Annotated in this window: 22 protein-coding genes; 8 read left to right on the top strand and 14 right to left on the bottom strand. The window is 72.9% G+C overall.

Annotation, left to right across the window (positions count from 1 at the left end):
* Positions 1–106: 106 nt before the first annotated feature.
* Together ACFO3J_RS23175 and ACFO3J_RS23170 are read right to left on the bottom strand one after the other, a co-directional pair.
* Positions 107–424, bottom strand: coding sequence for a DUF397 domain-containing protein (locus ACFO3J_RS23175; RefSeq protein WP_386432331.1), 318 nt, complete (start codon positions 422–424; stop codon positions 107–109).
* Positions 421–1,293: a helix-turn-helix domain-containing protein gene (locus ACFO3J_RS23170; protein ID WP_386432329.1), complete on the bottom strand. Its 873-nt coding sequence runs from the start codon at positions 1,291–1,293 to the stop codon at positions 421–423. The genes ACFO3J_RS23175 and ACFO3J_RS23170 overlap by 4 nt, the downstream gene beginning before the upstream one ends.
* A gap of 350 nt (positions 1,294–1,643) precedes the next feature.
* On the opposite strand from ACFO3J_RS23170, the gene ACFO3J_RS23165 reads away from it, so the two are divergent.
* A complete protein-coding gene (locus ACFO3J_RS23165) occupies positions 1,644–2,111 on the top strand; it encodes an ATP-binding protein (RefSeq protein WP_386432327.1) in 468 nt (155 codons plus the stop codon).
* A 180-nt stretch (positions 2,112–2,291) separates the two neighbouring features.
* Here the strand turns inward: ACFO3J_RS23165 and ACFO3J_RS23160 are convergent, their stop codons facing one another.
* On the bottom strand, positions 2,292–2,645 hold the full coding sequence (locus ACFO3J_RS23160; protein ID WP_386432324.1) for a hypothetical protein: 354 nt from the start codon (positions 2,643–2,645) through the stop codon (positions 2,292–2,294).
* Positions 2,646–2,857: 212 nt separating this feature from the next.
* Between ACFO3J_RS23160 and ACFO3J_RS23155 the strand changes: the two genes are divergently transcribed.
* Entirely contained in the window at positions 2,858–3,250 is a 393-nt protein-coding gene (locus ACFO3J_RS23155) for a TraR/DksA family transcriptional regulator (protein ID WP_386432322.1), read from the top strand.
* A 100-nt stretch (positions 3,251–3,350) separates the two neighbouring features.
* Positions 3,351–3,917: a cysteine hydrolase family protein gene (locus ACFO3J_RS23150; RefSeq protein ID WP_386432320.1), complete on the top strand. Its 567-nt coding sequence runs from the start codon at positions 3,351–3,353 to the stop codon at positions 3,915–3,917.
* Between the two features lie 15 nt (positions 3,918–3,932).
* Here ACFO3J_RS23150 and ACFO3J_RS23145 read toward each other — a convergent pair whose 3' ends face one another.
* The 3 genes from ACFO3J_RS23145 to ACFO3J_RS23135 form a co-directional block, all read right to left on the bottom strand.
* Positions 3,933–4,361: an OsmC family peroxiredoxin gene (locus ACFO3J_RS23145; protein WP_386432317.1), complete on the bottom strand. Its 429-nt coding sequence runs from the start codon at positions 4,359–4,361 to the stop codon at positions 3,933–3,935.
* A 210-nt stretch (positions 4,362–4,571) separates the two neighbouring features.
* A complete protein-coding gene (locus tag ACFO3J_RS23140) occupies positions 4,572–5,738 on the bottom strand; it encodes an ATP-grasp domain-containing protein (RefSeq protein WP_386432314.1) in 1,167 nt (388 codons plus the stop codon).
* Between the two features lie 421 nt (positions 5,739–6,159).
* On the bottom strand, positions 6,160–8,763 hold the full coding sequence (locus tag ACFO3J_RS23135) for a DUF7617 domain-containing protein (protein ID WP_386432311.1): 2,604 nt from the start codon (positions 8,761–8,763) through the stop codon (positions 6,160–6,162).
* 568 nt (positions 8,764–9,331) lie between these two features.
* On the opposite strand from ACFO3J_RS23135, the gene ACFO3J_RS23130 reads away from it, so the two are divergent.
* Both ACFO3J_RS23130 and ACFO3J_RS23125 read left to right on the top strand, forming a co-directional pair.
* Positions 9,332–10,351 carry an LLM class flavin-dependent oxidoreductase gene (locus ACFO3J_RS23130; RefSeq protein ID WP_386433066.1) on the top strand — a complete coding sequence of 340 codons (1,020 nt, stop codon included), beginning with the start codon at positions 9,332–9,334 and terminating at the stop codon, positions 10,349–10,351.
* 244 nt (positions 10,352–10,595) lie between these two features.
* On the top strand, positions 10,596–12,167 hold the full coding sequence (locus ACFO3J_RS23125; protein WP_386432308.1) for an NCS1 family nucleobase:cation symporter-1: 1,572 nt from the start codon (positions 10,596–10,598) through the stop codon (positions 12,165–12,167).
* Positions 12,168–12,204: 37 nt separating this feature from the next.
* Here the strand turns inward: ACFO3J_RS23125 and ACFO3J_RS23120 are convergent, their stop codons facing one another.
* Positions 12,205–14,532 (bottom strand): ArnT family glycosyltransferase, encoded by a 2,328-nt coding sequence (locus tag ACFO3J_RS23120; RefSeq protein WP_386432306.1) that lies wholly within the window; start codon positions 14,530–14,532, stop codon positions 12,205–12,207.
* A gap of 229 nt (positions 14,533–14,761) precedes the next feature.
* On the opposite strand from ACFO3J_RS23120, the gene ACFO3J_RS23115 reads away from it, so the two are divergent.
* Positions 14,762–15,385, top strand: coding sequence for a DUF998 domain-containing protein (locus ACFO3J_RS23115; protein ID WP_386432303.1), 624 nt, complete (start codon positions 14,762–14,764; stop codon positions 15,383–15,385).
* Between the two features lie 86 nt (positions 15,386–15,471).
* On the opposite strand, the gene ACFO3J_RS23110 is transcribed toward ACFO3J_RS23115, so the two are convergent.
* From ACFO3J_RS23110 to ACFO3J_RS23080, 7 genes are all read right to left on the bottom strand, one after another.
* Positions 15,472–15,639: an FG-GAP repeat protein gene (locus ACFO3J_RS23110; protein ID WP_386433063.1), complete on the bottom strand. Its 168-nt coding sequence runs from the start codon at positions 15,637–15,639 to the stop codon at positions 15,472–15,474.
* Between the two features lie 2 nt (positions 15,640–15,641).
* On the bottom strand, positions 15,642–16,166 hold the full coding sequence (locus ACFO3J_RS23105; RefSeq protein WP_386432300.1) for a trypsin-like serine protease: 525 nt from the start codon (positions 16,164–16,166) through the stop codon (positions 15,642–15,644).
* 179 nt (positions 16,167–16,345) lie between these two features.
* Positions 16,346–16,888, bottom strand: a complete 543-nt coding sequence (locus ACFO3J_RS23100) for a DUF6907 domain-containing protein (RefSeq protein WP_386432297.1) — start codon at positions 16,886–16,888, stop codon at positions 16,346–16,348.
* Complete coding sequence (locus tag ACFO3J_RS23095) at positions 16,885–17,211, bottom strand: hypothetical protein (RefSeq protein ID WP_386432294.1); 327 nt, start codon at positions 17,209–17,211, stop codon at positions 16,885–16,887. The genes ACFO3J_RS23100 and ACFO3J_RS23095 overlap by 4 nt, the downstream gene beginning before the upstream one ends.
* Before the next feature lie 209 nt (positions 17,212–17,420).
* Entirely contained in the window at positions 17,421–18,620 is a 1,200-nt protein-coding gene (locus tag ACFO3J_RS23090; protein ID WP_386432291.1) for a helix-turn-helix domain-containing protein, read from the bottom strand.
* 181 nt (positions 18,621–18,801) lie between these two features.
* Positions 18,802–19,863, bottom strand: a complete 1,062-nt coding sequence (locus ACFO3J_RS23085; RefSeq protein WP_386432288.1) for a sulfite oxidase — start codon at positions 19,861–19,863, stop codon at positions 18,802–18,804.
* Between the two features lie 150 nt (positions 19,864–20,013).
* Complete coding sequence (locus ACFO3J_RS23080) at positions 20,014–21,078, bottom strand: cobalamin-independent methionine synthase II family protein (protein WP_386432285.1); 1,065 nt, start codon at positions 21,076–21,078, stop codon at positions 20,014–20,016.
* Between the two features lie 243 nt (positions 21,079–21,321).
* Between ACFO3J_RS23080 and ACFO3J_RS23075 the strand changes: the two genes are divergently transcribed.
* On the top strand, positions 21,322–21,867 hold the full coding sequence (locus ACFO3J_RS23075) for a carboxymuconolactone decarboxylase family protein (RefSeq protein ID WP_386432282.1): 546 nt from the start codon (positions 21,322–21,324) through the stop codon (positions 21,865–21,867).
* Positions 21,868–22,045: 178 nt separating this feature from the next.
* The gene (locus tag ACFO3J_RS23070; protein ID WP_386432279.1) at positions 22,046–26,008 is read left to right on the top strand and encodes a tetratricopeptide repeat protein; all 3,963 of its coding nucleotides are present in this window, start codon (positions 22,046–22,048) and stop codon (positions 26,006–26,008) included.
* The last annotated feature ends 1 nt before the right edge of the window (position 26,009 follow it).

Below are 26,009 nucleotides of genomic sequence, written 5' to 3'. Positions count from 1 at the left end.
CGGAGCCGCCGTCCGTGCGGCGGGCGGCTCGTGGGGTGCGTGGAGCAGGCGGTGTTACGTCGAGCAGGCGGTGCTTCGTGGTACCAGTGGTGCCGGTGGTGCCGCGTCAAGCGGGCGGGTGCTGCGCCGCTTGACGGTGCGCTCTTCGTTTCGCCGTTCTGCCGCCGCACGGCTGGGGGACGGTCATGTGGTCGGCGAGGCCGTTCTTGACCCCGGTGACGAAGGCCCCGATCTCCTCGGGCGTGTAGATCAGCGCGGGGCCGGCCGGATCGGTCGACTGCCGCACCGCGACCCGGCCGTCGGCCAGCCGCTTCATCTCCACGCACTGGCCCCCGCTGGTCCCGCTCCAGGGGCGTTCCCAGCCTGTCTCGCCCAGCTCGGAGGCGGGCATTCCGTTGTAGACACCATCGTCGATGATCGTCATGTGTACTCCTTCCGCATGCGGTTCAAGAGCGTCTTGCTGTCACTTGACGAGGTCAGCAGGGACATCCGGTTGTGCGCTTCGAGATGGGCGACCACGTCGGGACGCTGATCGAGGTAGACGGCCCCCGACAGGAGCTCGGTGTAGACGACGTCGGGCAACTCGGGGGCGTCGAACCGGAAGTAGGTGAAGGAGGCGAACGCGCCCACATGGGCGCCCACCGAGAACGGCAGGATGTCGATGGTGACATTGGGCAGTTCGGCCGCTTCGAGGAGCCGGTCGATCTGCTCGCGCATCGTGTCGGCGCCGCCGATCAGCCGGTGCAGCACGGCCTCTTCCATCACCACCCACAAGGTGGGCGCGTCCTGCTTGTCCAGCAGGCTCTGGCGGCGCAGCCGCAGCTCCACCCGGCGCTGGAGCTCCTCCTCGCTGTCGCGGGGGAAGCCGGCCCGCAGGATGCCGCGGGCGTAGGCGTCCGTCTGCAACAGCCCGGTGACGTAGTGGGGTTCGTAGGTGCGGACCGTCCTGGCGTCGCTCTCCAGGCTCACATAGGCGGTGAACCATCCCGGGACGACATCCCGGTAACGGTGCCACCAGCCGGGCTGGTTGGCCTGCTCGGCCAGGTCGATGAACTCGTCGATCTCCCGCTGGTCCGCGCCGTAGATCTGCAGGAGCTTCTCGACGTAGGGGATCTTGAGACCGACCTCCGCCTTCTCCATCCGGCGGATCGTCAGGGACGTCACCCGCAGGACCTTCGCGGCACCCTCCAGTGACACCCCGGCGCCCTCCCGCAGATCCGCCAGCCGCCGGCCGAGGATCATGCGGAGGACGGTGGGAGCGCTGGTGCCGCCGACCGGACGGGCTTCGCTCACGACCTACCTCCTGAGTGTCTGTCACCAGCACAGAACCATAGGCGAACTGCCGTATGGCAACAGGCAGATACGTACGAGATGAAATTATCAGAGAGACGGTTGCGGGTTGAAGAGCCCAGCTAGCATAGTGTCAGCTTGATAGATCCCGTGGGCCACAGCCATGGACTCCATCACCAGTAGCAACAATGCCCCCAGGGTTCGGCGCGGTTCGCGAGCGGGCCGGCCTCGGCGGCATCCGCACGCCCTCGCACCGACCTGCACCGCCCCAGCACCGCTCCGCGCCCGACCAGTACCGCCCCGCTCCGAACTCCCCACGCCCAGCACGCCCGTCCGCTGACGGAAGGCGAACCGTGCCCCTTGCCGCGTCGTATCCCCTGCCCTCCCCGCAACTCCCCACTGGGGCACCCCGGGACAGAGTCCACTGGCTCGAACTCCCGGCCAGACGGGAGAGCGTGAGCGCCGCCCGCGCCGCGGCGGCCGCGCTGCTGCGCGCCTGGGAGGTGCCCGAGGAGACCCGCGACGACGCGGTCCTCGTCCTGTCCGAGCTGGCCACGAACGCCGTGTGCCACACCCGCAGCGCGCGGTTCCTCTGCTGCGTCGGGCTCACCCCGGACAGCTCCGTGCACCTGGAGGTGCACGACCACGACACGGTCAAGCACAGCCTGGTCCCCGGCAGCCCGGCGGTGGACGACGAGGGCGGACGGGGTCTGTTACTCGTCCAGCACATGGCCGCCGGCTGGGGCGTCGAGCGATCGCTGCTCACCGGGGGCAACGCGGTGTGGGCCAGGCTCGGGGGACCGCGGTCCGTCCGCCGCTGACACGCGGCGCGCGGGCGGCACGGGGGTGCCCGGCGAGCGCGGCACGGACGGGCGGGACGGCCGGGTACGGGCGGGGACGGCCCGGTCCGGCCGGGACGGCGTAAAGCGAGGGCGCGGCGGCTGCCGGCGGCGTCGCTGGCCGCCGCCGGCGCCGGAACATCCGGTACTACGGGGCGGGTGCTACGGAGCCGCCACCACCGGCGCCTCGGCGGCCTCGGCCGCGGCGGGGGCGGGCTCGTCCGCGGCGGGCTCCTTCTCCAGGTTGGCGATGAACTCGTCGCCGAGCACCTCGCGGGCCGCCTCCAGGTGGTCCAGGTCCATGTCCCCGTGCTCGGCCGCGTGACCGTCCAGGGCGAGCAGGATGCGCTCCACCGGCACGTGCGACCCGTTCAGGCGCTGCTCGGCGTAGACGGCCACACCGAGCTTGAGGAAGAGTTTCGCGGCGCGGCGGTGCTCGGCGAACTCCTCGACGGCCTCCTCGCTCGCCTCCCAGCCCTTCGCGGTGACCTCGACTATCTTGCTGATGAAGCTCATGGCGCACTCCTGAACATGCTGGTTGGATGCCTCGAAAGCCTGCTGCCGGGTGGCCCGCTCAGCGCCGCCGGTCCCGTACGCGGCGACCTTATGGCAAGCGGGCGGCGGCAGGGATCTTCGGCACGGCCGACTTCCTGATTCCTGCTTCCTGATTCCTGACGCGAGGCACGGAACGCGGAATGCCGACCCCCGGCGCCGACGTTGATGTCCCAATGAGCGATTCATCCCGTGATGACGGTTTTCCGGAGAGCGAGCGCGCGTCCGTCCGCGAGCGGCTGGCGGCCGAGCGTGCGAGTACGAGCACGCGGATCGCGGCGCTGGATCACGACTTCGAGTCGATCGTCGAGGCGAACGCCCTGGTGGCGGTCGACGACGAGCACGACCCGGAAGGATCGAGCACCGCCTTCGAGCGGGCCCACGTGGCCGCGATGCTGGCGCGGGCGCGCGAGCACCTGGCCGAGCTGGATGTGGCGCTGGAGCGGCTGGAGCGCGGTGACTACGGCCGCTGCGAGGTGTGCGGCGAGCCGATCCCGGTGGAGCGCTTGGCGGTGCGCCCGGCGGCGACCACCTGTGTGAGCTGCGCGGCGGCGGCCCGGCCCGGCTGAGCGCCGGGCGGGGCGGGGCGGGCGCGGTTCCCGGAGCCCGTTGTCAGAGGGGCCGCATAGCATCGTCGGCACGACGATCCGGACCCGCTGGGAGGGACCCATGACCACGCTTGCCGGCCGACCGAAGACCGCCGTGCTCGTCATCGACGTGCAGAACGGCGTGGTGGAGAAGGCCTACGACCGGGACCGGGTGGTGGCGAACATCGGCGAGCTGGTGGCGAAGGCGCGGGCCGCCGGGGTCGAGGTGGTCTGGGTGCAGCACAACAGCGAGGAACTCCCGACCGGGAGCGAGAGCTGGCAGTACGTACCCGAGCTGGTCCGGGGCGAGGGCGAGGCGCTGGTGCAGAAGGCGTACGGCGACTCCTTCGAGGAGACCGAGCTGGAGTCGGTGCTCGCCGCACGCGGCGTCGGACGGCTGCTCGTCGCGGGCGCGCAGACCGACGCGTGCGTCCGCTCGACGCTGCACGGCGCGATAACCCGGGGCTACGACGCGACGCTGGTGGACGACGCGCACACGACCGAGGACCTGTCGGCGTTCGGGGCGCCGCCGCCCGGCCAGGTCATCGCGCACACCAATCTCTACTGGCGCTATCAGCAGGCTCCCGGCCGGACCGCCAGCACGGTCAGCACCGCGGACGTCGACTTCGCGGGGGACTCCCGCGCCTGAGCCGGGGGCGGGGGCTCAGGAGGAGAGCGCCGAGCTGACCGTGATCGTCGTGCCGGTGAGGATCTGGCTCACCGAGCAGTTGACCCGCGCCTCCTCGGCGGCGGCGTTGAATCCGGCCTCGTCGATGCCCGGCACCTGGCCCTCCGCCGTGAGGTGGATGCCGATGATGCCGCTGCCCGGCTGGAAGCTGACCGCTGCCGAGGTGTTGAGCCGGGTCGGCGGGGTGCCGGCCTTGCCGAGCTCGCTCGACAGATGCATCGCGAAGCAGCTGGAGTGGGCGCCGGCGATCATCTCCTCGGGGCTGGTCTTCCCGTGCGGGTCCTCGGTGCGGGAAGACCAGGTCACGGGGTAGTGGCCGACTCCCGAGGAGTCGAGGGTGATCTCGCCGGAGCCCTGGAGCAGGTCGCCTTCCCACTCGGTGTGCGCGGTGCGCGTGGTGGCCACGAGGAATCCCTTCGCTGTCCGGATGACGTCCCCCCGATCGTCCGCCCCCGCGCCGCTCCCGGCATGCCGGAGCGAGCGCCCCGGCCCGGGCCGGGAGACGGACGGCGGCGGGACGGGCCGAGCCGTCCGGACCCGCGCGTCGAATACGGCGGGCGCCCGCCGGTTCCGCCGCCCGGGTGAGCGCCCCGCACCGGGGCGTCCGCGCCGGGCTCATCCCACCGTCGCCGTCGCCTCCTCCACCAGAGCCTCCTGCACGAGCGCTTCCCCCACGAGCGCCTCGGCCGGCGCGGGCTGGCGTTGCGGGCTGAGGCGGCTCCGGTCGAGTCCGGTGAGCGCGCGCACGGGCTCGTGGGGCGGGATCGGGTCGGGGAGCGGGACAGGGCGGTCGGCCCGGGGCGGGACCGGCGTGACCTCCACCTCGGTGGCGGATTCGGTGACCGCTATCCGCAGGCCCAGCCGGGGCTGGGGCAGCGGGCCGGTGTCGCCGCGCAGCAGGAGGCGTACGGCGGCCCAGGGCAGGTTCATCCCGGTGAAGGCGGTCTGGAAGATGCCCGCGGAGGCCCTGGGGTTGGCCTCCAGGAGTACGGGCTCACCGTCGCGGTGCCGGAGCTGGACATTGGAGAGGTAGGCGAGTTCGAAGTGGGCGACCAGGCGACGGGCGATCGCGGTCACCGCGGGGTCGTCGAGCAGCAGCCGGTAGCGGCCCTGCTTGGACCGCGCGACGGCGGCGAGCGTGGCGCCGCCGGGCGCGGACAGGCAGTCGACGCTCACCTCGGGCCCGTCGAGGTAGGGCATCACCAGGAACTCGGGTATCGGCTCGCCCTCGTCGGCGGCCCGCTTCAGCGCGTCCGTCACCGCTCCCACCGAGGCCAGCGGTACCGGCGGCGCCAGCAGGTCGCGGATGCGCAGCGGCCGGTCGTCCAGGATCCGGAAGCCGAAGGCCGAATACTCCCCGGCCGGTTTGAAGCAGACCCGCTCCCCGTCCGCCGACAGCTCGGCGACCGCGTCCCGGAAGCCCTCGGCGTCGGAGACGAGCCGCCACGGCGGTACGGGCACGCCGGCCGCCCGCGCCGCCTCGTACGTACGGCTCTTGCTGGTCAGTACGTCGATCGCGGCCGGGGGTGAGCACATCAGGCTCGTGCCGATCTCGGCGAAGGCCCGGGTCCGTCCGGCGAGCGCGGCCAGGCGTCTGGGCGGGATGAGGACGTCGATGCCGTGCCGGCGGCAGAAGTCGAGGGCGAACGCGGCGTACTCGTCGTCGCCGACGTGCCGGGGCTCGACCTCGCGCACCTCGCACGCCGAGAGGGCCGGGGCGTCCCGGTCCACGTTGGTGCCGTAGATGTGGACGCCCACGGCGTCCGGGTTCTCGCGCAGCATCCGCATCACCTGGGTCGAGGCGACCCCGGCGCTGCTGAGCCATATCCGTAGCGCTATCGCGAAGCTCCTTCGTCATCGGTGCGGACCGGGGAGGCGGTGCGAAGCCATGCCGGCGAGGACCGCCGAGTGCCCCCGGGAACCGTCCCGGGACGGTCGGGAACCGACACGGCGACGAAGCGCCTACGGTCATTGCCGATCATGTGTGGAGCGGATCGTAGCCTGAAACCATGACGGGGGGATTTCATGGACGTTCGGGGAGCGTCGCGAAACGACGCCCCGCCGTTCTTCCTGGTCGGCGGCCCGGCCGTTTCCGTCCGCCGGCCGGCTGACCGGGACCGCCGGACGCGGGACCACCCGCCCCCGGGGAGAGCCGGGGACGGGTGGTCGTCGGAGGGGCCGGATCAGCGGGGGCCGGGGAGGGTCAGGAGCGGTCGCCCCCGACCAGGACGCAGAGCAGCGAGCAGGCGACGGCCGAGGAGGGGGCCGAGGTGGTCGGCGGTGTGCCCTGCGGGGAGTGGGCCGCGGTGAAGGTGGCCGTGGCGGTGTTCTTCAGCGGCAGGGCGAGCAGGAACGCGTTGCAGTAGACCTGCCGGGTGGCTCCCGCCGGGAGGGTGAAGGTACCGGCCGCCGTGTGGCAGGCCGGGGTGTTGTGGTCGTCGACGGTGACCTGCGCGGCGTCGACCGGGCCCGCGTTGGTGACCGTGATGCGCCAGTAGGCGGTGCCGAGGAGCTGGAGCAGGCCGACCGGGCTGGTCTTGGCCCAGGGTCCGGCGCCGCCGGGCCCGCAGGCGTGCGGCGAGGAGACAGTGCAGATCTCCTTGTTCACCGTCACCCGGGGCTGGCATGCCGCGCCCGGGTCGATGTCGAGGGAGACGGTGCCGGAGGTCAGCGCTCCCGTGCTGTCGGCGCCGGTCGCGGTGTCGGCGACCGCGGTGGTGGCGCAGTCGGGGGCGACGACCGTGCGCAGGCAGACCTGCGGGTCGTCGCCCTGGAAGGAAGCCGTCAGGGCGGGGTGGTTGGTGGCGGTGAAGTCGCCGGTACCGGTGAGGACGAGCTGGACGGTGACGGTGATCGCCGGGTGGTCGGTGGCGGAGACGCCGGACAGGTCGATGACGCCGGACGGCGGCAGCGCGGGAGTCGCGACGACCCCGCCGCCGGGATCGGTCACCGACACGGTCGAGGCGGTCAGGTCCGCGTGCGACAGGTCGAAGTCCGTGAGCCGGGCCCGCGTGTAGCCCTGGACGTGTCCCGGCCCGCCGTCGCAGTAGAAGGCCGAGGGCCGCAGCTCGACCGTGGCGCCGCTGTGCACACAGGGCGAGGCGCCGGTGGCCGGGTCCATCGAGAACAGGACACCGGCGTCGCCGAGGCCGATGAGGCACCGGGTGGTGGCGTCGTAGGAGTAGCCGTAGTCGCGGGTGACACCGCCGTTGACGGCCGGGTGGCCGGCCGCGGCGGGGAATCCGGCGCACGGCTGGGCGTGGGTCCAGCTGTAGCAGACGGTGTTGCCGGGCAGCGGTCCGCCCCAGACCGCGAAATAGCTGCGGGTGTCGCCGGCCGCGGTCACCACTTCGGGGTCGAAGACGAGGACACCGCCGGGCAGACCGTCCAGGCCGGTCGCCGCGGCGGGCGCCGGGCCGCCGTCGAGCGCGTAGCAACGGGTGGCGGGCGCCGCGCCGCTGCTGTCGGCGCTGCACACGCCATTGGGGTCGCCGGCCGTGTCGTAGGAGGCGAAGGCGTTGTACGTGTAGGAGTTCGCGTCGGGGCCCGCCGGGTGGGGCGTGGTCCAGCCGGCGCACGCCTGGCCGGTGGCCGGGTCGAAGCAGCCGAGCGCGGGCGGCCCGGTGATCGTCGAGCCCGAGGTCTGCGGCGCCGACGAGGCGTAGACCCTGCCGCCGATCAGCACCAGGGAGCCCATGTAGAGCGAGTACGTGGCGCCCGGCTGGTCGTGGTTGGGCGGCACGATCGCCGCGTAGGGCTGGCCCGCGCAGGGCGTCCGGGTGGCGACGGTCAGGCACAGCACCTGGCCGGTGCTGGCGACTCCGTAGAGATCGCCGCCGGTCATGACGAGGCCGGCCAGGCCGTTGGCGCTGGACGGCGCGCCGCCGGAGGCGAGCAGCGCGGTGAAGCCGCAGTTGGCCCGCGCGTCCAGGTCGAGGCAGCCCACGCCGACGGCGCCGGCCGCGACCGCCGGGTAGTAGACGACGCCGGGCCGGGCGGGATCGACGACGTACTGCGGGGTGAGCGTGGTGAAGATGTCGCCGGTGGCGCCGCTGCCCAGCGGCCCGGACGCGGTGTTGAGCGGACGCGGCCAGGGTCCTCCGGCGCAGGGCTGGCCGGCCGACAGGTCGTTGCAGACCACGAGCGGGGCGGCCGGCCCGGTGTGGTGGTAGATGTTCCAGGCCTCCACGTCCCCGGCGGCCGTGCGGTGCAGGATCGGGGTGAAGCCGTCGCCGCCGGTGGAGCGGGCGCCGGCCTGGACCGGTGGCAGCAGGTCAGCGCGCACGCTGGTGCCGTCGGCGGTCGCCTCGGGGTTCGACGCCCGGACGGCGGTGGTGGCGGCGCCCTGGTCGACCGGGGTGAAGTCGCTCCCGTCGCTGGACCACGAGGGCGTCCAGCCGGGCGGGACCTTCAGCGAACCGGGTACGTAGGACTGCGCGGTGCCGGCGCCCAGTACGGGATCGGTGATCGTGGCGGGGGCCGGGGCGCCCTGCCCCGCGTTGTGGTAGCTCACCGCCCAGTTGACGGTGTCGCCGTGCTCGGCGGGCGACTGGCCCGGGTGGGTGAGGTTCCGCGCGGTCTTGGAGAGGGTGGACGTACCGGCCGCCGCGGTGATGGGGGTGACGGCCGCGCGGGCGGCGGCAGGCTGGGCGACGGTACGGGCGGTCGCGGGTTGAGCGGCGGCGCTGCGGGCGGTCGCGGGCTGGGTGGTGCCGGCCGCGACGGCCAGCAGGACGGCGGTCGCGGCGAGGGCCGCCCGGCGCGAGGACGGCCGGGATAATCCACCGGAATGCAAAGGTCGGGCCATAGATTCTTCCTACCTTCATCTCGGGGCAGGTGGGCGTCATCACCAGCACGCCGCGCAATTACCGTAGAGACGGCCATCGGATTAGTCATCAGATACGACCACACCGATGAAGCACTGATCGACATTGGATCATTTCTGCAACAACCCTTTGCCCCGTGAAGCTTCCTGGCATTCCGCTGGCGATTCCTGCCGCCCGCCACCGGCACGCGCGGGGCTCGCACCAGCGCGCTCCGGCATTTCCGCGCGCTTCCGGCCGGGGTTTCAGAGAACGACGCAAAGGGTAATTCCCGCCCCGGAGCCGGAAACCCCGCCGAATTCAATACCGGGTACCCGGCATGCTTTCGGGGGCCACGGAGGCCTCAGCGGAGGCCTCCAAGGCAACGCACGGCCCGGATCACCCGGACGGCCCGGACAGCCGCGCCCGGCGGAATCCCCCGGTCCGGGTCGGCAGGTCGGGCCGGGGAGCGACCTGCCATCATCTGGACTGCTCATCCGGGCCGGTCGTCCAGGCCGTTCGTCCCGGGCTGCCGGCATGCGGCGGAGGACGCCGTGGACGATGGAGGATCCTGTGCCGCTGACCTCGCGACCCCTGCGGAAGCTGGGGTTCCTGACCATCGGGCTGTTCGACGAGGCCGATCCCCGGCGGGGGCACGAGTCGACGCTGGAGATCATCGAGCTGGGTGAGCGGCTCGGCTTCGACAGCGCGTGGGTGCGGCACCGCCACCTGCAATACGGCATCTCCTCACCGGTCGCCGTGCTGGCCGCGGCCTCGCAGCGCACCAGCCGGATCGAGCTGGGCACCGCCGTCATCCCGCTGGGCTGGGAGAATCCGCTCCGGCTGGCCGAGGACCTGGCGACAGTCGACATCCTGTCCGGGGGCCGGCTGAATCCGGGGATCAGCGCCGGCCCGCCGATGCACTACGACCGGGTCAAGCACGCGCTCTACCCCGAGACCGCCGACATCGAGGACCTCGGCTACGAACGGCTGCGGCGGCTGCTGGACTTCGTACGCGGCCAGGCCGTCACCGACTTCAGCGGGACCGAGGGCTTCGAGGTGTTCTCCGACCGGGTCCAGCCGCACTCGCCGGGCCTGGGCGGCCGTATGTGGTACGGCGGGGCGAGCCTGCGGTCGGCGCAGTGGGCCGGTGAGCACGGGATGAACTTCCTGACCAGCAGCGTGGTCAAGGCCGAGGAGGCCGAGGACTTCGCCGAGATCCAGCTCGCGCACATCCGTACCTTCCGCGGCTATCACCCGGACGGCGACCGCGCCCGCGTCTCGCAGGGGCTCGTCGTCATCCCGACCGACACCGCCTCGGCGGAACAGCGCTCGAAGTACGAGGAGTTCGCCGCCCGCCGGCTGCCGCGTACCGCCACGCCGCAGGGGCCGGCCCGGATGCTGTTCGCGCCCGACCTCGTCGGCCCCTCCGAGCTGATCGCCGAACGGCTCCACGCGCACGCCGCGTTCCGGGAGATCGACGAGGTCGCCTTCGCGCTGCCCTTCACCTTCGACCGCGAGGACTACATCCAGATCCTCACCGACATCGCCACCCGGCTGGGTCCGGCCCTCGGCTGGCGGCCCGCGGCCTGACCCTCGCCGCCGTCCCGCTCCTGACGCGGCGACAGGAGACGGACGGCGGGCGGGAGGCGGGCGGACCGCGGGCGGACGGGCGACGGCGGCGGCGGCGACGGCGGCGGCGACGGCGGCAAGAGGAGGAACGGGCGCCGGTCGTGCGTGCGGGAGCTGGGCGATGGGAAGACCGAAGGGATCGAGCGGCCCCCCGCACGGCACCGTTCACCCCTTTCGTCCCCGCCTCGTATGAAGGGACTGTGCCATGTCCGCCATCACGACCCCGACCGACCGGCCCGGAGACCCCGACGACCGCGTCGAACTCCCCGACGGTGCCGCTCCGGCAGGCCCCTACGCCAACAAGGACCTGCTGCCCGTCCCGCTCGCCCAGCGCCGCTGGACCACGTACAACTTCGCCGCCCTGTGGGTCGGCATGGCCCACAACATCGCCTCCTGGACGCTCGCTTCGGGCCTGGTCGCCCTCGGCATGGACTGGAAGCAGGCGGTGCTGACGATCGCCGTGGCGAATGTCGTCGTGCTGCTGCCGATGCTGCTGACCGGGCACGCCGGGCCCAAGTACGGCATTCCCTTCCCGGTCTTCGCCCGCGCGGCCTTCGGAATCCGCGGCGCCAACCTGCCCGCGCTGGTCCGCGCCGCGGTCGCCTGCGCGTGGTTCGGCATCCAGACCTGGATCGGCGGCTCCGGCATCTTCCTGCTGGCCGGGAAGCTCTTCGGCGACTGGTGGGCCGGCGCCGGGCACATCGGCGGCTACCCCTGGACCCAGTGGCTGTCGTTCCTGCTCTTCTGGGTGGTCCAGATCGCCATCATCGCGCGGGGCATGGAGACGGTGCGGCGGTTCGAGAACTGGGCCGCCCCCTTCGTCCTGGCCGGCGCGCTCGCCCTGCTCGCCTGGATGACCGTCAAGGCCGGCGGCTTCGGGCCGCTGCTCGACCAGCCGTCCCAGCTGGGCTGGGGCAGCGGCTTCTGGAAGGTCTTCTTCCCCAGCCTGATGGGCATGATCGGCTTCTGGTCCACCCTGGCGCTGAACATCCCGGACTTCACCCGCTACGCCGCGACCCAACGCGCCCAGCTGTGGGGCCAGTCGCTGGGCCTGCCCACCACCATGACCGCCTTCGCGCTGCTGTCGGTCCTGGTGACCTCCGGCTCCCAGGCGGTCTACGGCACCGCCATCTGGGACCCGGTGGCGCTGGCGGCGAAGCTGGACAACTGGGCCGGGGTCCTCTTCGCCCTGGTCACCATCCTGATCGCCACCTTGTCGGTGAACATCGCCGCGAACACCGTCTCCCCGGCGTTCGACCTGTCCAACATGGCGCCGCGCAGGATCAGTTTCCGCACCGGCGCGCTGATCACGGCGGGCGTCGGCGTCGTCATCCTGCCGTGGAAGCTGATCGCCAGCCCGCAGGCGTACATCTACACCTGGCTCGGCACGGTCGCCGGTCTGCTGGGCACCGTGGCGGGCGTGCTCATCGCCGACTACTGGGTGATCCGCCGCACCCGGCTCGACCTGGCCGACCTCTACCGCGCCGAGGGCCGCTACTGGTACGACGCCGGCTGGAACTGGCGGGCGGTGCTGGCCTTCGCCGTGGGCGGCGTCCTCGCGATCGGCGGCTCCCACTCGGCCCCCGGCACCGGCCCCTTCCCGGCGGACGGCCTGATCCCCGTGCTCAAACCGCTCGCCGACTACGGCTGGGCGGTCGGCCTCGCCACCGCCCTCGTGCTCCACACCGCGCTGACCCGGCTCGCCCCTGACCCGCGCGCCCGGGCGGCGGAGGAATCGTTGTCCCGCGAGCCGGAAGGCCTGAGCCCGAGCAGCTGACGGCGCGGGGCGGCGGCGGGAGGCCGGGACGGACGCGTCAAGCGTGCTGGTCCGCGCCTCCCGCCGTCGCCCGGGAGCAGACGTAGAGCTGGGCGGGCCGGAATCCCGCACGGGAGCAGTGCGCGCGCACCCAGGTCGCGGCGGCGTGCCCGGCGGCGGTGGCGGGGCCGCCGAGCAGGAAGAAGCGGAGCCGGCCGGTGGCGACCAGGTGACGTACTCCGTCCGGCGTGGGCGTGGGCGCCGCGCCGGTGAAACCGCCCATGGGCAGGACCGGCGCCCCACTGAGCAGGATGAAGGGCGAGGCCTCCCGCCAGCTCGTCGTCGCGAAGAGGAAGGCGGCGCCGTCCCGGTGGGCCCGGGTGTAGGCGAGCAGGCGCAGCTGGTCCGCGCTGAGGGCCCGGGGCGTGGTGTATCCGGTGACCGGCCACCGTGCTTCCGCCAGCCAGGAGGCCAGGGAGCGAGCGCGGGCGGACCGCGCCGCCCGTGCCGCCGCCGCCCGCCGGCCCGACCCGGACCCCGATCCCGACCTCAGCCCCGCCGACGGGTGGCCGCTATGCCGCCCGCGCCCCGTCCTCCCGGCGCCGCGCCCGTCCGACGAACTCACCACCGGGCCCGGCGAAGAAGCCGCGACCCCCTTCGTGGACCCCTCGGCGAGGGCGCTGCCCGCGCCCGGCCGGTGGTGGTGCCCCGCGACCTCCGCCGGGGTCAGCGGTCCGGCCGCGCCCATCCCGGAGTGCCCGTACGTCGTGTCCAGCACGGAGGACGCCCAGGACGCGGACGGCAGCAGCATGCCCACGATCGCCACCCCGAGTCCCAGCGCCGCCAGTCGCCGCCGCCGGGCTCCGTCGCGGAACAGCAGCAGCGCCGTCCCGGCCACCCCCAGCGCGAGGGCGACCGGGGCCAGCCACGGAAGGAACGCGGGGAACCGGTGCGCGATGAACGCCGACCAGGCCACCGTCGCCAGTACGGCCGCGGGCAGCGCCCACGCCCGGGCCCAGGTCCGGGCCCGCCGCCGGACGCCCTCCCGTTCCTCCGCCGGGGAGTCGGCACGCCAGCCGCGCCACAACTCCGCCGTCCCGCCGCCGAACAGCGCCGCGACCGGCACCGCCAGGATGCCCAGGTAGTAGATGTGCGTGCCGACCGCCCCAGCGCTGAACACCAGGAAGAACGCCGCCGCCCACGCCCCCCACAGCAGGAAGCCGGCCCGCACCGTGTCCGTACGCGGTCTGCCGCGCCGCCGGACCGGTCCGTACACCGCCGCCAGCGCCGCCGCCGGATACAGCCACCCGGTCTGCGAGGCCAGCGGCGCGCGGAGCATCTTCGCCCAGTCGCCGGTGGGCGCCGCGGCTCCGCCCTGCGACGCCGGCATCCCGGCCATCGAGGACGTGCCGACGCTGCCGGTGGACGCGGCGCTGATACCGAGGGAGGAGAAGCGGTTGAGGAAGTTGTAGCCGACCACCTGGCTGATGGCCGAGTTGTCGGTCGTACCGTCCACATACGGGCGGTCCCCGGCCGGGGTCAGGGTCACCAGCAGCACCCAGGACGCCGATACGGCCACGCAGACCGCGCCCGCCACCGCCAGGTGCGCCAGCCGGCGGCGCGCGGTGGCCGGAGCGGCCACCCCGTAGGCCAGTGCGAGCGCCGGCAGCACCGCCCACGCCTCCAGCATCTTGGCCTGGAAGGACAGTCCGACCCAGATCCCGGCCGCCACCAGCGACCGCAGCCGGGCCTCGCGCGCCGCCCGCAGGGTCGCGTCGGCGGCCAGCAGCAGGAGCAGTGTGAAAGCCGGGTCCTCGACGTCGGTACGGAACATCCCGGTGATCACCGGTGTGGCGGTGAAGGCGAGGGCCGCGAGCAGCCCGGCCCGGAAGCCGGCCCAGCGCCGTACCGCGCGGTGCAGCACCGCCACGCTCAGCACGCCCTCGACCACCTGCGGCAGGGTCAACGCCCAGGGATGGAAGCCGAAGAGCCGTACGGACAGCGCCTGCGGCCACAGGAAGCCCGGCACCTTGTCGAGGGTGATGGAGTTCCCCGGGTCGAAGGAGCCGTAGAAGAAGCCCTTCCAGCTCAGGCTCATGCTCCGGGCGGTCTCGGAGTAGAAGGAGTGGTAGGTGCTGTGCTGGATGTCCCAGACGAACAGCAGGGCCGCCACCGCGAGGATGACCAGCAGCGCGGGCCGTGCCCAGGCCGGCTCCCCCTCGGGCGACCGCCAGGGGCGGGGCCGGGGCCGTCGCCAGGATCCCCGCCGGGACTTCTGCCACCGGCCTCGCCACGGCCGCCGCCAGGGCCGTACGTCCCGGGCGGGAAGCGGTTCACGGCTGCGCCCGGCCGCCTCCGGGGAGGTGGGCGCGTTGGTGCTGGCCATCAAAAAAGTCCTTCCGGGCTCCGTTCTCCGTACCAGATGGACTAGATGGCGGAATGGCCCGCCGGGATGCCCGCCGACCGGTATCCGGCCAGTGGTCGGCCGAGATGTGACCTCCCCGTTGCTTGCGCCGGGCCCCGCCGAGGCCGCCGCCGGACCGCTTCGGCTTCCGCTTCCCTCCCGCCTGCGTGTGCGCGACCGGGGAAGGAGCGGGGCGATTTACGGTGGTTCGATGCGACTCGTAGCGTGGTGGGCCCTGGTCTCTTCGCCTTGCGCCCCCGTCGTACTGGTCGTGGGCTGGGAGACCGGCGCGACGCTCGAAGGGTCCCGCTACGACCCCGTCACGCAGACGATCAGCGTGCTGGCGGCCGAAGGCCGCACCGGCTACTGGGTGCTGACCGGGACGCTGGTCGCGGTGGGCACCTGTTATCTGCTGACCGCCTGGGGCCTGCGCGCCGCCGGGCCGCGCGGCCGCCTGGCGATGGCCGGCGGCGGACTGGCGGCGATCCTGCTGGCGCTGTTCCCGGCGCCGCGCTCGGGGGGCTCGCTGCCCCACGGCTTCGTGGTCGGGATCGGGTTCTCGCTGCTGGCGCTGTGGCCGGTGCTGGGCCGGGACGGCCGGGAGAACGCGCCGTGGGGGCTGCGGCCAGCAACGTCGATCACGGCGAGTTCGCTGATATGGGTCGGCGCGCTGTGGTTCGGGATCGAACTGTGGACCGGGGGCGCCGTCGGCGTCGCCGAGCGCGCGCTGACCACCGCCCAGGCGCTGTGGCCCGCCGTGGTCGTCGGCACCTGCGTGGCCCGTCAGCGGTCCGCCGAACAGCCGGGCGAGCGGTCGGACGAACGCGCGACGTGAGGGGGCGGTCGCTCCGGGCGGGCCGCCCGGCCGCCGCCGCGTGCGGCGGCGGACGGGCGGCCTGGGTGGTCCGGGGGTCCGGCCGGTCAGCCCAGCAGGTCGTACATGTTCCAGTCGGTCCCGATCCGGACCGGGGCGGCGAGCGTTCCCGGGCCGGACCGGCCGGTGCCCTTGAAGAGGTAGAAGGACCCGGAGGGCACGCGGGCCAACAGGTCCGGGTGGCCGTCGCCGTCGTAGTCGCCGACGGCGACCAGCTTTAAGCCGTGGCCTGGGTGCCGGACTGGTAGAGGGCGGCGTCGTTCGCGGTGGCCACCGGCAGGTTCAGGAAGTTGTCGGCGAAGGTGAAGGGCGTGCTCAGCGTCAGCACCGCAATGTCGTTGTCGGCCGTGACGGCGCCCTGGTGGTAGGACGGGTCCACCCACACCGAGCTGATGTCCGAGTGGTAGCCGGTGCCGTAGGCGTTCGTACCGCTGACCCCGGTCAGCGAGCCGTCACGATCGCAGTAGGCCGAGGTGAGCACCTTGTCCGGCGCGATGAGGACGCCGTCGCACGGATAGACCGTGGAATGCGGCTGACCATCACTCAGGCCCACCAGCCACGTATGCGCGTCCAGGCTGGGCGGACTCCCCCCGATGACGCGCGGCTCCGTGCTGTCGCCGGCGCCGGCGTCCGCGTGCGCCGGCCCGGCCACGACCAGCCCTGCGGCGCACAGGGCAACCACGCCGAGCGGGACGACAGCGCCGAGAGCTGACCGACGTCCACCCCTGCGTAAGACTTTCATGGGACTCCTGTCATGCGGGCCTACGCCCGACACCGCCGCGATCCAACGGCCGGGCTCGAACAGGTGCGTGGCCACGCAATGACAGGACTCCCCGCCACGCCCGGAGGTTGTACGTCACCCGCCCCGCCCAACGCGCCCCGGCCGACGGATGGTTGTGGTCGGCCGGGGCGACTGGGGGGTCAGGCGGTGTGATGCTGAGCCCAGTCGCTACGCGCGGCGATGAGCGTGGGCCGGATCTCGTGGTCGAGGCGATCGGCCTGAGCCCGTAACGCGGCTGCCAGTCCGGTGATGCCGTCCGGGGTGAGGCCGTCGATCATGTACTCCGGCAGGACTTCGATGTTGACCACCGGCAGGCGCAGGGCCGCGTCATCGTCGTACGGGTTGCAGGTGATGGAACCCCGGAACGCTTCGAACTCGTGGTCGCGGTAGCCTCCTTCGCCCAACGCGGTGCAGACCCGCAAGGGCTGACCGGCGAAGTCGCTGTGGTGGCTGAGGTCGGCCAGCCGCAGGGAGAGCTGATCGACGGGTACCCCCGTCTCGCTCGGATCGTCCCCGGCCCAGCCGGGCAGATAACCGGTCAGCGTGAGTCCGCTGGCGGTGGTGATCGTCCAGGTCCGGCCGGGCGGCACCGGCTCCCGAGAAGCGGCGAACGGCTCGGGCACCGCGCGGCTCGCACGCGGCGCCCCGGCCTCCACGGCACGGTGATCCGTCGCGGCCGTCACCGGCGGATCTCCCGATCGATCGCCGCTTCAGCCGCAGCAGACACCGCATCGTCATCCAGTTGGGGGAGACGACCACCCCGGCTCCGGGCAATCCGCAGGACGTCCCACAGCGCCTCGCTCATCCGCGTGACGATCACCCGAAGCTCCGTCTCGGCGGGCCCGTCCTCCTCCAACATCTTCCGCACGAAGCCCAGAAGATCCTCCGCCATCCCGAGCTGCACCGCCTCAAGATTGTCCGCCAGCCGCGACAGGTACGAACCCTCGCCGTCCGTGCTCAGGTAACACGCCTTGCCGTCTTCTCCGGACCACGGGAGCAACCGCATCAGCACCCCACCCCAGCCGCTGCCCCCGGCCGTCCGAACCCGCGCCCGATAAACTCACGCATGTCAGCCTGCTTTCCTCAGGTCGGCCACGCCCCCGGGCCGGTCACACGGTCGCGGGGGACTGTCAACCCTCAGCCTGCCAACGCAACAAGGCCCCGATATCCCTCAGGTAGGGACGACCAGGGCCTTGACTCTGCGCACTTGTCCCGCTACACACCGCTCCACAAGGCGAACTCACGCAAAGGATCACTCGCCCGCTGCCGGAACCGCAGCAGCGTCCCCACCGTCTCGCGCACCGAGTGGTGATAACGGACCAACTGCGGAGAGGCATCCCGCGCCTCCACAAGCGATGCGAACGCCTCATCCGGCCGCGCCGTCCACGCCTGGGCATGCGCGCGGTCGATCCAGAAATGAGCTGCGCGCGTCGGAGGGTAGTCATCCGGCAGACGGACCCTGTCGGCGACATCGAGCGCGACGTCGTAGTCGTTCTGGTCAGCGGCGGCCGAGATCTCGTGCAGCCGGACGTTGAGCGGACCGAAGGCTAGGGCGTAGTCCCGGGTCTCTCCGGTCACTTCGGCCAGCTCGGCCGCCTCACCCAGCCAACTCGCAGCGCCAGTCTTGTCGCCCTGCCGCGCCGAGAGCGTCGCAGCGCGCAGTTGCAGAGTGCCACGGACCGCTCTGGTCGCGCGGTCACCGTCGTCATCCAGGTCCCGCAGAGCGTGCCTCATCAGGGACACACCCCGGTCCAGGCGCGAACTGTCCGCAGCTATCTGCGCGCGCTCGTACCTTTCCACGGCGACTTGCCGAGGATCGCCGGACTGCGGAGCCGCGACAGCCATACGGGCCAGGGCGAGGCGTGCCAGGTCCATATATCCCGTGCGGTACGCGACGATCGCAGCCGTGCGGGAGATCTCGGCCTGTGCCGCGTAGGCCCGCTCGCGGTCCCGGCCCGCGGGGTGGAGCTGCGTCACGACAGCCAGTTCGGAGATGAGCCCCGGGAGCCGGTCGGCGATTTCCTTGAATGCGGCCTTCACCCGCAGTGCGTAGATGCGCCGCACATCGCCTTCCAGGACATCGAGCGTGCGCGGTGGTGGTCCGTCGTCCGGCGGCATGTCCCAGTCGTCGAATGCCGTGCTGATGGGCTGGAGCAGCGCGTCGAGCTGATCGCGATGAAGGGTTTCCATATAGGGCTGGCCCCGGAGAACGGACACGCTCACCCCGAGGACGCGGGCCACGGAGGAGAGCACCGATTCACTGGGCGGCTGGTCCCCGTTCTCGATGCGGGAAAGCTGACTGGTGGAGACGTGAGCACGTCGCCCCAGTTCAGCGAGGGAGAAACCACGGATCAGGCGGAACTCGCGGATACGGGCCCCAACGCTGTCCGAGGACGTGTCGCTGGTGTAGGGCATGCTGACTCCCGTTGCGTCTGACACCCGCAATGTACCCCCCACAGGTACCTGCGGTGCATCCTTCGATCCGCGCGGGCGGGAGCCGCAGCCCCCGCCCTGGTGAGCGGCGCGTCGCCGTCTGCCTGGCGGCGCGCCGGGGAGCCTGGGGCCCGGGTGGGGGCCTCGGGGTGGCGGCCGGACGTCAGGGCCGGCAGGCCAGGCGCAGGCGCGCCCAGGAATTGTTCGCGTAGCCCTTCGGGTTCCAGAGGTGGGCGGGGGATTCGGGCTGGGCCGCGCCGGTGGAGTCCCAGGCGCGGGCGGTGATGAGGACGGTGCCTTCCGGGAGGTCGAGGCGGGTGCGCCAGTGCTGCCAGGTCCAGGGGCCGTTCTGCGGGTCGAGCTCCGCCTGGGTCCAGGTGGCGCCGTTGTCGAGGGAGACGTCGACGCGGGCGACGGCGCGGTCGTCGCCGGCCAGGGCGTAACCGGTGATCAGGGTGGGGCCCGGCGGGAGCCGGGTGTCCGCCTCGGGCGAGAGGATGTCGCAGTTCAGGGCGACCGGGCCGAGCGAGATGCCGTCGCCGGGGCCGGCCGCGGACGGGTCGGCCTCCGGGGGGAGAACCCGGTAGGCGGTGGCCTGGAAGTAGTTGGCGGAGGGATCGGCCTGCGCGGTGATCCGCTCCAGCCACTTGACGCTGCGCGCACCGATCCAGCCGGGCACCACCGCCCGCAGCGGGCCGCCGTGCACCCGGGGCAGCGGCCTGCCGTCCATCGCCCACGCCAGCAGCACCTCGGGACCGACCGCCTTGGCCACCGGGATCGAGCCGCCGTACGGCTGGGGCGGGTGGGCGAGCTGCGAGACGTCGGGGGCGGCGAAGGCGACATGGCCGGCGCCGGCCCGCAGACCGGCGGCGGCCAGTACGTCGGCGAGCCGCACACCCGTCCAGCGCGCGGTGGAGGTGGCGCCCGGGCCCCACGGGTCCTCGCCGGGGATGTCGCGGACCTCGATCAGGCCCGCGCGCCGGTTGCCCGCGCATTGCAGGGTCGCCACCACCTCCGTCTCGGGGAAGCGGGCGCGCAGCTCGTCCAGTGACAGGGCGAGCGGCCGCTCGACCAGGCCGTCCACCGCCAGCCGCCAGGACGCGGGGTCGATCCGCGGGATCGGCCCGTGGTTGCGGCTGTAGAAGGCGTCCAGCGGCGTCTCGCGGTCCCGGAGCGCGGCCCTGGGCGATTCGGCGTTGAACGGCTCCCGGTCGTGGACGACCATTCCGTCCCGTTTACCCCATAGATTCACGCTTGACCCGTACCCCGGAAAGCGGGGAAGCATCGCGGCGGCGACCGCACCTTCCCCGAATGCCGTCCGGCCGAGGACCGAGGACCGGGAGCCGGTGTGGACCCGGGTCGGACGGTCGGACGGTCAGATACCGAGCTGCTGAGCCGCCAGCGCCGTGCCCTCGACCCTGGCCGCGATCTTCGCGAAGGCGACCTCGCGGGAGGTCGACGCATCGTCCGCGAAGGGCGAGAACCCGCAGTCGTCGCAGGTGCCGAGCTGCTCGGGCGCGATGAACTCCGCCGCCAGCAGCACCCGGTCCCGCACCGTCTCGGGCGTCTCCACCTTCGGGTCGATGGGGTCGACGACACCGACGAACAGCTTCTGCTCCGGACGCAGGTGCTGCCCGGCGATCTCCAGCACCCGCCGGGGGTCCGCTTCGCTGGCGAGCTGGATGTATACGCGGCCGGCCTTGATACGGAACAGGTCGGGCAGGAGTTCCGCGTAGTCCACGTCGAGGCTGTGGGTGGAATCGAGATCGCCACCCGGACAGGTGTGCAACCCGATACGCGCCCGCTCCTCTTCGGAAAAACGTTCGAGCAATTGGTTGTTGAGATCGACGAAGGAGTGGAGCAGTCCCTTGCTCGGGTCCAGCTTGACCGAAAGCCGCCCTTCGGTGAAGTCGATCTGCACGGAGTGCGCGCCCGCGTCAAGGCACTGGCGTACGTCCGCTTCGGCCTCGTCCAGCAGATCGCTCAGGAATTCCTCGCGCGTATAGCCCGGAATTCCGGCCTCGGGGTAGAGGAGGCTCAGCGCGGACGGAGCGATCACCGCCTGCTTGACGGGCACGTTCGCGTACCGCTGGGCGGCGCGCAGATAGCTGTCGGCCCGCACCGCGTAGCGGAACGGACCGGAGACCAGCCGGGGCAGCTGCCGGGTGTGGCCGTCCGCGAACGGCAGGGTGATGCCGTCGGCGGCCACTTGGTCCGACCCGTCCAGCGGGTAGGTCGCGAAGCTCGACTTGGTCTGCTCGCCGTCGCTGACGACCGGCGAGCCCGTCGCCTCCAGCCGGGTGATCGTGTCGCGCAGCGCGCGGTCGGCCACCGCCGCCAGTTCGTCCGAGGAGAGGGTCCCGGCGCTGTTGGCCGCGAACGCGTCGATCAATTCGGCCGGCCGGGGAATGCTTCCGATCTGCTCTGTCAGAAGGCTCATGACGACCACGCTAGCGAGCGCGAAGACCGCCCGGCAGCCGATTCGAGGAATTCGGACACCGGCCGGAGACCCCGGCCGGACACCCCGGGCGGACGCGCCGGGTGAGCGCCCCCGCCACCTCGGCTTCTTCTGAATTGCCCAGTCCCTCGCCGGAAGGCGGCGAACCCTCGTCCGTGCGGACCCCGTTGGGTAATGTGCGGCAATAATCCGATGACCGGACCACCGACCGAGGAATGTGGTGTCATGGCGCACATAGATCTGGGAGTGGACGAGCGGAAACTTCCGGGAATCAATGGCCTGATGACCTTCCGGCCCGAGACCGCGAAGCCGCTCAACATGCTCGCGGAGCAGCTGCTGCGCGGCGAGCACTCGCTGACCGCCGGCGAGCGCGAGCTGATCGCCGCCTACGTATCGGGCCTGAACGAGTGCCAGTTCTGCTGCTCGTCGCATTCGGCCTTCGCCGCCGCGCAGTTGGAGGGGGGCATGCACCTGGTGGACCAGGTGCGGGCCGATGTCGTGCAGGCGCCGGTGACAGCGAAGATGCGCGCGCTGCTCCAGATCGCCGGCACCGTACGCGACGACGGCCGCAAGGTCACCACCGAACTGGTGGACGCGGCGCGGGCCGAAGGCGCGACCGATGTGGAGATCCACGACACGGTCCTCATCGCGGCGGCCTTCTGCATGTTCAACCGGTATGTCGACGGGCTCGGCACCCTGGCGCCCACCGACCCGGAGGTGTACGCGAACGCGGCCCAGCGCATCATCTCGGTCGGCTACGGCGCCGCCTGACCCCCGGCGGACGAGCGCCGTGGCGCCGGGCGGGAGCTGTGGCGCCGCGGCGCCGTCCGGCGCGGCGGCGCGTGCGTAACGGCCGCGTCCCGGAACGGCCGAACCCCGGAACGGCCGGGCCGCCGCTGCCAGGATGGCTGCTGGAACAGAGCCATCCTGGGGGCTGGAGGTCCGTGCCGTGGTCGATATCCCGGTCGACGTCTTCGTCAACTACCGCACGCTCGACGCGCGTTACGGGGCGGCTGCCTGCTACGAACTGCTCGCGGAGGCCTTCGGCGCCGAGCGGGTCTTCCGCGACTGCGTCACCATGCTGCCGGGCGAGGTCTATCCGGCCGCGATCCGGCTGGGGCTGGAGCAGTCCCGGGTGCTGCTCGTACTCATCGGGCCCGACTGGCTCGCCGCCGACCCGGCGGCCACCGACGGCGGACGCCTGGTGGACCGGGAGTCGGACTGGGTGCGGCGGGAGATCCGGCGGGCGCTGGCGCGCGGGATAGCCATCGTTCCCGTACTGCTCGACGGTGCCGCGCCGCCCGTCGCCTCCGAGCTGCCCGCGGACATCGCCGAACTCGCCTACCGCCAGGCTTCGTTCATCGACCACCGCACGCTCGGTGAGGATGTCCGGCGGCTCGCCGGGCTGATCACCGAGCTGGTGCCGGAGCTGCTCCTTCCCGACCTCTTCGAGGCACCTCAGGAACTGCCCGCCGACCCGCTGCCCAGCATGCTGCTGCGGGCCGAGTACGGCGTCGTGGAGTTCGTCCGCGACGACGACCAACTGCCGACGCTGGTCAGGTGGTTGGAGAGCGCCGACCGGTTCGGGGTACGGCTGCTGACCGGCCCCGGCGGCCAGGGCAAGACCCGGATCGCCGGCCGGCTGATCGAGGAGGCGGCGGCGGGGGGATGGGCGGCCGGTTTCGTACCCGAGGAAGTGCCGGCCCGGGTACTGGCACGCGTCCACCGGCTGAGCGCGCCGCTGCTACTGGTGGTCGACTACGCGGAGGGACGTACCGCGCAGCTCGCCGCGCTGGCCGCCGAACTCGCCGCGCGGTCCACGGGGCCCGAGCAGGGTCCGGTACGGATGCTGCTGCTGGCCCGCTCGGCCGGCGTGTGGCAGCAGTTCCTGCGGCGCAGCGCCAACGACCGGGTGGCCACCGCCTTCATGGACATGGCCGAGCAGCCCCTGCCGTCCGTGGTGCCCGCGCCGGACCGGCGCCGGGCCGAATACGACCGCGCGCTGGCCGCCTTCGCCGCCCGGCTCGGACGGCCGGCCGCCCAGGCGTCGCCGCCCCCGGCGGATCTCGCGGCCCGCCGGTACGACCGGGTGCTCGACATCCACGCCGCCGCTCTGGCGGCGCTGCTCGACGGCTCGGGCGGCGGGCCGGGAGGCGGTCCAGGAGGCAGCTCGGGAGGCGGGCCGGGCAGCGGCCCCGGCCCCGGCCCCGGCCCGGGAGAGGGCCCGGCGAACGGCCTGGGCAACACCCCTCGACCCACCACCCCCGCCCGGCGCGATCCCATCCTGCGGGTCCTCGACCACGAGCGCCGGTACTGGACCGCCACCGCGCCCGCCTTCGGGCTGCCGGACCCGCACCCCGGGCGGCTCGACCAGGCGGTGACCGCGGCGACGCTGTTCGGCGCGCGGGACACCGCCGGCGCCCACGCCCTGCTCGCCGCGCTGCCGACCTTCGACCGGCAGGGCCACGACACCGTGGACCGCTACCGCCGCTGGCTGGGCGCCCTCTACCCGGGCACGGCGGCGGCTCTCAACCCGATCCGCCCGGACCGGCTGGGCGAGGACCTGGTGGTGGCGACCCTGCTCGACCACCCCGAGCTGTGCGCCGCGGTCGCCGGGCCGCTGGACGGCCTCCAGATCACCCGCGCGCTGACGGTGCTCGGCCGGGCCGCCGCGCGCCGCGCGGGCGTCGAGGACGCCATGAGAGCGCTGATCACCGCGGACCCGCTGGCCCGCCTGCCGATCGCCATCGCGGTGGCCACCCGGACCGAGGACGACACGCTCGTCGGCGTCCTCACCGAGGTCACCGCGGGCGGCGCCGACCTCGGCCTCCAGGAGGCGATGGTCGAGCATCTGCCGGAGGAGAGCCTGGCGTTGGCGGTCTACGCCGTGGTCAGCACCCGCGCCGCACTCGCCGCGCTGCTCGCGGGAGAGAGGGCCGAGGGCGCGGAGGGCTCGGCGGGCTCGGCGGGCGCCGAGGGTGAGAAGGAGGAACCGGACGACGCGGCCGTCGCCCAGTTGAAGCACAATCTCGCGCTGCGCCTCGAAGCCGTCGGGGAGTTCGACGACGCGCTCGTCCAGGCGTCCGGCGCCGTCGAGCGGTTCGACCGTCTCGCCGCCGACGACCCGGACTTCGCGGACGACTTGGGCAACGCCCTCAACACGCTGGCCGGCGCGTACAGCCATCTCGGCTTCGTGGAGGAGGGGTTGGAGCAGGCGGTCCGCGCTGTCGAGCTGCTGCGCGAGCGGGCCGAGTCGTCCGCCGAGGCACGCGCCTTCCTGCCCACCGCCCTGACGTCCTACGGGAATCTGCTCGGCGACTGCGCCCGGCACCAGGAAGCCGTCGCCGCGATCGAGGAGGCCGTACGGCGGCAGCGGGCCGCCCTCGCCGAGGCGGCCGACGACCAGGAGCAGGTGGAGTCCCTCTACCGGCTGGCCGGCGGCCTGGACAACCTGGCGAACGCGCTGAGCGGTGCCCACCGCCACACCGAGGGGCTGGCCGCGTCGATCGAGGGCGCGCGGGCCTACCGCGAGCTGGACGCCGCCAGCAGCGACCGCTTCCGCGGCGAACTCATCCGCGCGCTGGGCAACTTGTCCGGCGCGTACGCCGAACTGGCCCGCTGGGCGGAGGCGTACGAGGTGACCGAGGAAGCCGTCCGGATGGCCCGCGAGCTGGTCGCCCGGCACGGCGACGTCCATCTCACCCGGCTCGCCGACACCCTCAACAACAGCGCGGCCGTGCTGCGCAACATCGCGCGGGAAGAAGGCGCCGGCGGCGACGGTGACGACGGCGAAGAGGCCGTGAAGCGCATCACGGAGGCCGTCTCGATCTACCGCCGGCTGGCCACCGCGCTCCCCGGCACCCAGTTGTCCGGACTCGCCGGCGCCCTGCACAACCTGGGCAACGCGCTGAGCGGGACGGACCGACCGGTGGCGGCGCTGGACGCGTACGACGAGTCGGTCGACATCTACCGCAAGCTGTCCGATCCCCGCCCCGACGTCTTCGAACCGGACCTCGCCGACGCCCTCGTCTCCATGGCCGACCTGCTCCACGACGAGGGCGACAGCGAGGAGGCACTGCGGCTGGCGGGCGAGGCCGCCGCGATCCTGCAACGGCTGGTGGACGGCGGGCGCGCCGAGTTGGACCGCAAGCTGGGCAGCGCCCTGCACCTGCTCGGGCTGGTGCTCTTCGACCTCGGCCGCTACGGCGAGGCCGCGCGGGCCCAGCGGCGGGCCGCCCGCTGCTACGCGCAACTCGCCGAGCGGGCGGGCGCAGGTGTCGGCGACGGCGCGCACGACGGCCTCGAACGCGCGGACTTCGCGGCCCAGCGCGCCTCCGTCCTGCACGGCCTGGCCCGGACCCTGGACGTGGACGGGCGCCTCGACGAGGCCGACGCCGCCTTCACCGCCGCCGCCCGGCAGCTGTACGACCTGGCGGAGGCCGGGGGGAATCCCGGGGAGTACGACGAGGAGCTGTCCGCGATCCTGCACAACCACGCGGTCTGCCTCAGCGCCCTCGACCGGGGCACGGAGGCGGTGGTGCTGGTGACGGAGGCGGCGCGGATCCGCCGGAGCCTCGCCGACGACGAACGGCCCGCGACCCAAGTCGAATTGGCGGAGTCGCTGAACAACCTCGCCGACACCCTGCACGACCTCGGCTGCCGCGAGGAGGCGGTCGCCCAGGCGCGGGAGGCGGTCGAGGTCTGCGCCCGGCTGTACGCGGAGGGCCACGCCGGCACCGCGCGGCTCTCGGTGTACGCCCTCGCCACCCTGACCACCGCCCTCGGCCGTGAGGACATCGCGGCGGCCCGCGCCGCCCTGGAACGGGCCCGGCAGATCGCGGAGGCGTCGGCGGACGAGGATCTGGCCGAGGTCGTCGGCGACGCCATGGCGCAGCTGACGGACGGCACGTGAC

Source organism: Streptomyces polygonati, assembly GCF_042650325.1.
Lineage (GTDB): Bacteria > Actinomycetota > Actinomycetes > Streptomycetales > Streptomycetaceae > Actinacidiphila > Actinacidiphila polygonati.
This window is presented reverse-complemented; position numbering and strand designations above follow the sequence as displayed.

Bases quoted from the DNA above. Each gene is read 5' to 3' on its own strand.
- ACFO3J_RS23175 (WP_386432331.1), bottom strand. From the start codon at position 424: ATGACGATCATCGACGATGGTGTCTACAACGGAATGCCCGCCTCCGAG.
- ACFO3J_RS23160 (WP_386432324.1), bottom strand. From the start codon at position 2,645: ATGAGCTTCATCAGCAAGATAGTCGAGGTCACCGCGAAGGGCTGGGAG.
- ACFO3J_RS23155 (WP_386432322.1), top strand. From the start codon at position 2,858: ATGAGCGATTCATCCCGTGATGACGGTTTTCCGGAGAGCGAGCGCGCG.
- ACFO3J_RS23150 (WP_386432320.1), top strand. From the start codon at position 3,351: ATGACCACGCTTGCCGGCCGACCGAAGACCGCCGTGCTCGTCATCGAC.
- ACFO3J_RS23140 (WP_386432314.1), bottom strand. From the start codon at position 5,738: ATGCTGCGCGAGAACCCGGACGCCGTGGGCGTCCACATCTACGGCACC.
- ACFO3J_RS23135 (WP_386432311.1), bottom strand. From the start codon at position 8,763: ATGGCCCGACCTTTGCATTCCGGTGGATTATCCCGGCCGTCCTCGCGC.
- ACFO3J_RS23125 (WP_386432308.1), top strand. From the start codon at position 10,596: ATGTCCGCCATCACGACCCCGACCGACCGGCCCGGAGACCCCGACGAC.
- ACFO3J_RS23120 (WP_386432306.1), bottom strand. From the start codon at position 14,532: ATGGCCAGCACCAACGCGCCCACCTCCCCGGAGGCGGCCGGGCGCAGC.
- ACFO3J_RS23115 (WP_386432303.1), top strand. From the start codon at position 14,762: ATGCGACTCGTAGCGTGGTGGGCCCTGGTCTCTTCGCCTTGCGCCCCC.
- ACFO3J_RS23105 (WP_386432300.1), bottom strand. From the start codon at position 16,166: ATGAAAGTCTTACGCAGGGGTGGACGTCGGTCAGCTCTCGGCGCTGTC.
- ACFO3J_RS23095 (WP_386432294.1), bottom strand. From the start codon at position 17,211: ATGCGGTTGCTCCCGTGGTCCGGAGAAGACGGCAAGGCGTGTTACCTG.
- ACFO3J_RS23090 (WP_386432291.1), bottom strand. From the start codon at position 18,620: ATGCCCTACACCAGCGACACGTCCTCGGACAGCGTTGGGGCCCGTATC.
- ACFO3J_RS23085 (WP_386432288.1), bottom strand. From the start codon at position 19,863: ATGGTCGTCCACGACCGGGAGCCGTTCAACGCCGAATCGCCCAGGGCC.
- ACFO3J_RS23080 (WP_386432285.1), bottom strand. From the start codon at position 21,078: ATGAGCCTTCTGACAGAGCAGATCGGAAGCATTCCCCGGCCGGCCGAA.
- ACFO3J_RS23075 (WP_386432282.1), top strand. From the start codon at position 21,322: ATGGCGCACATAGATCTGGGAGTGGACGAGCGGAAACTTCCGGGAATC.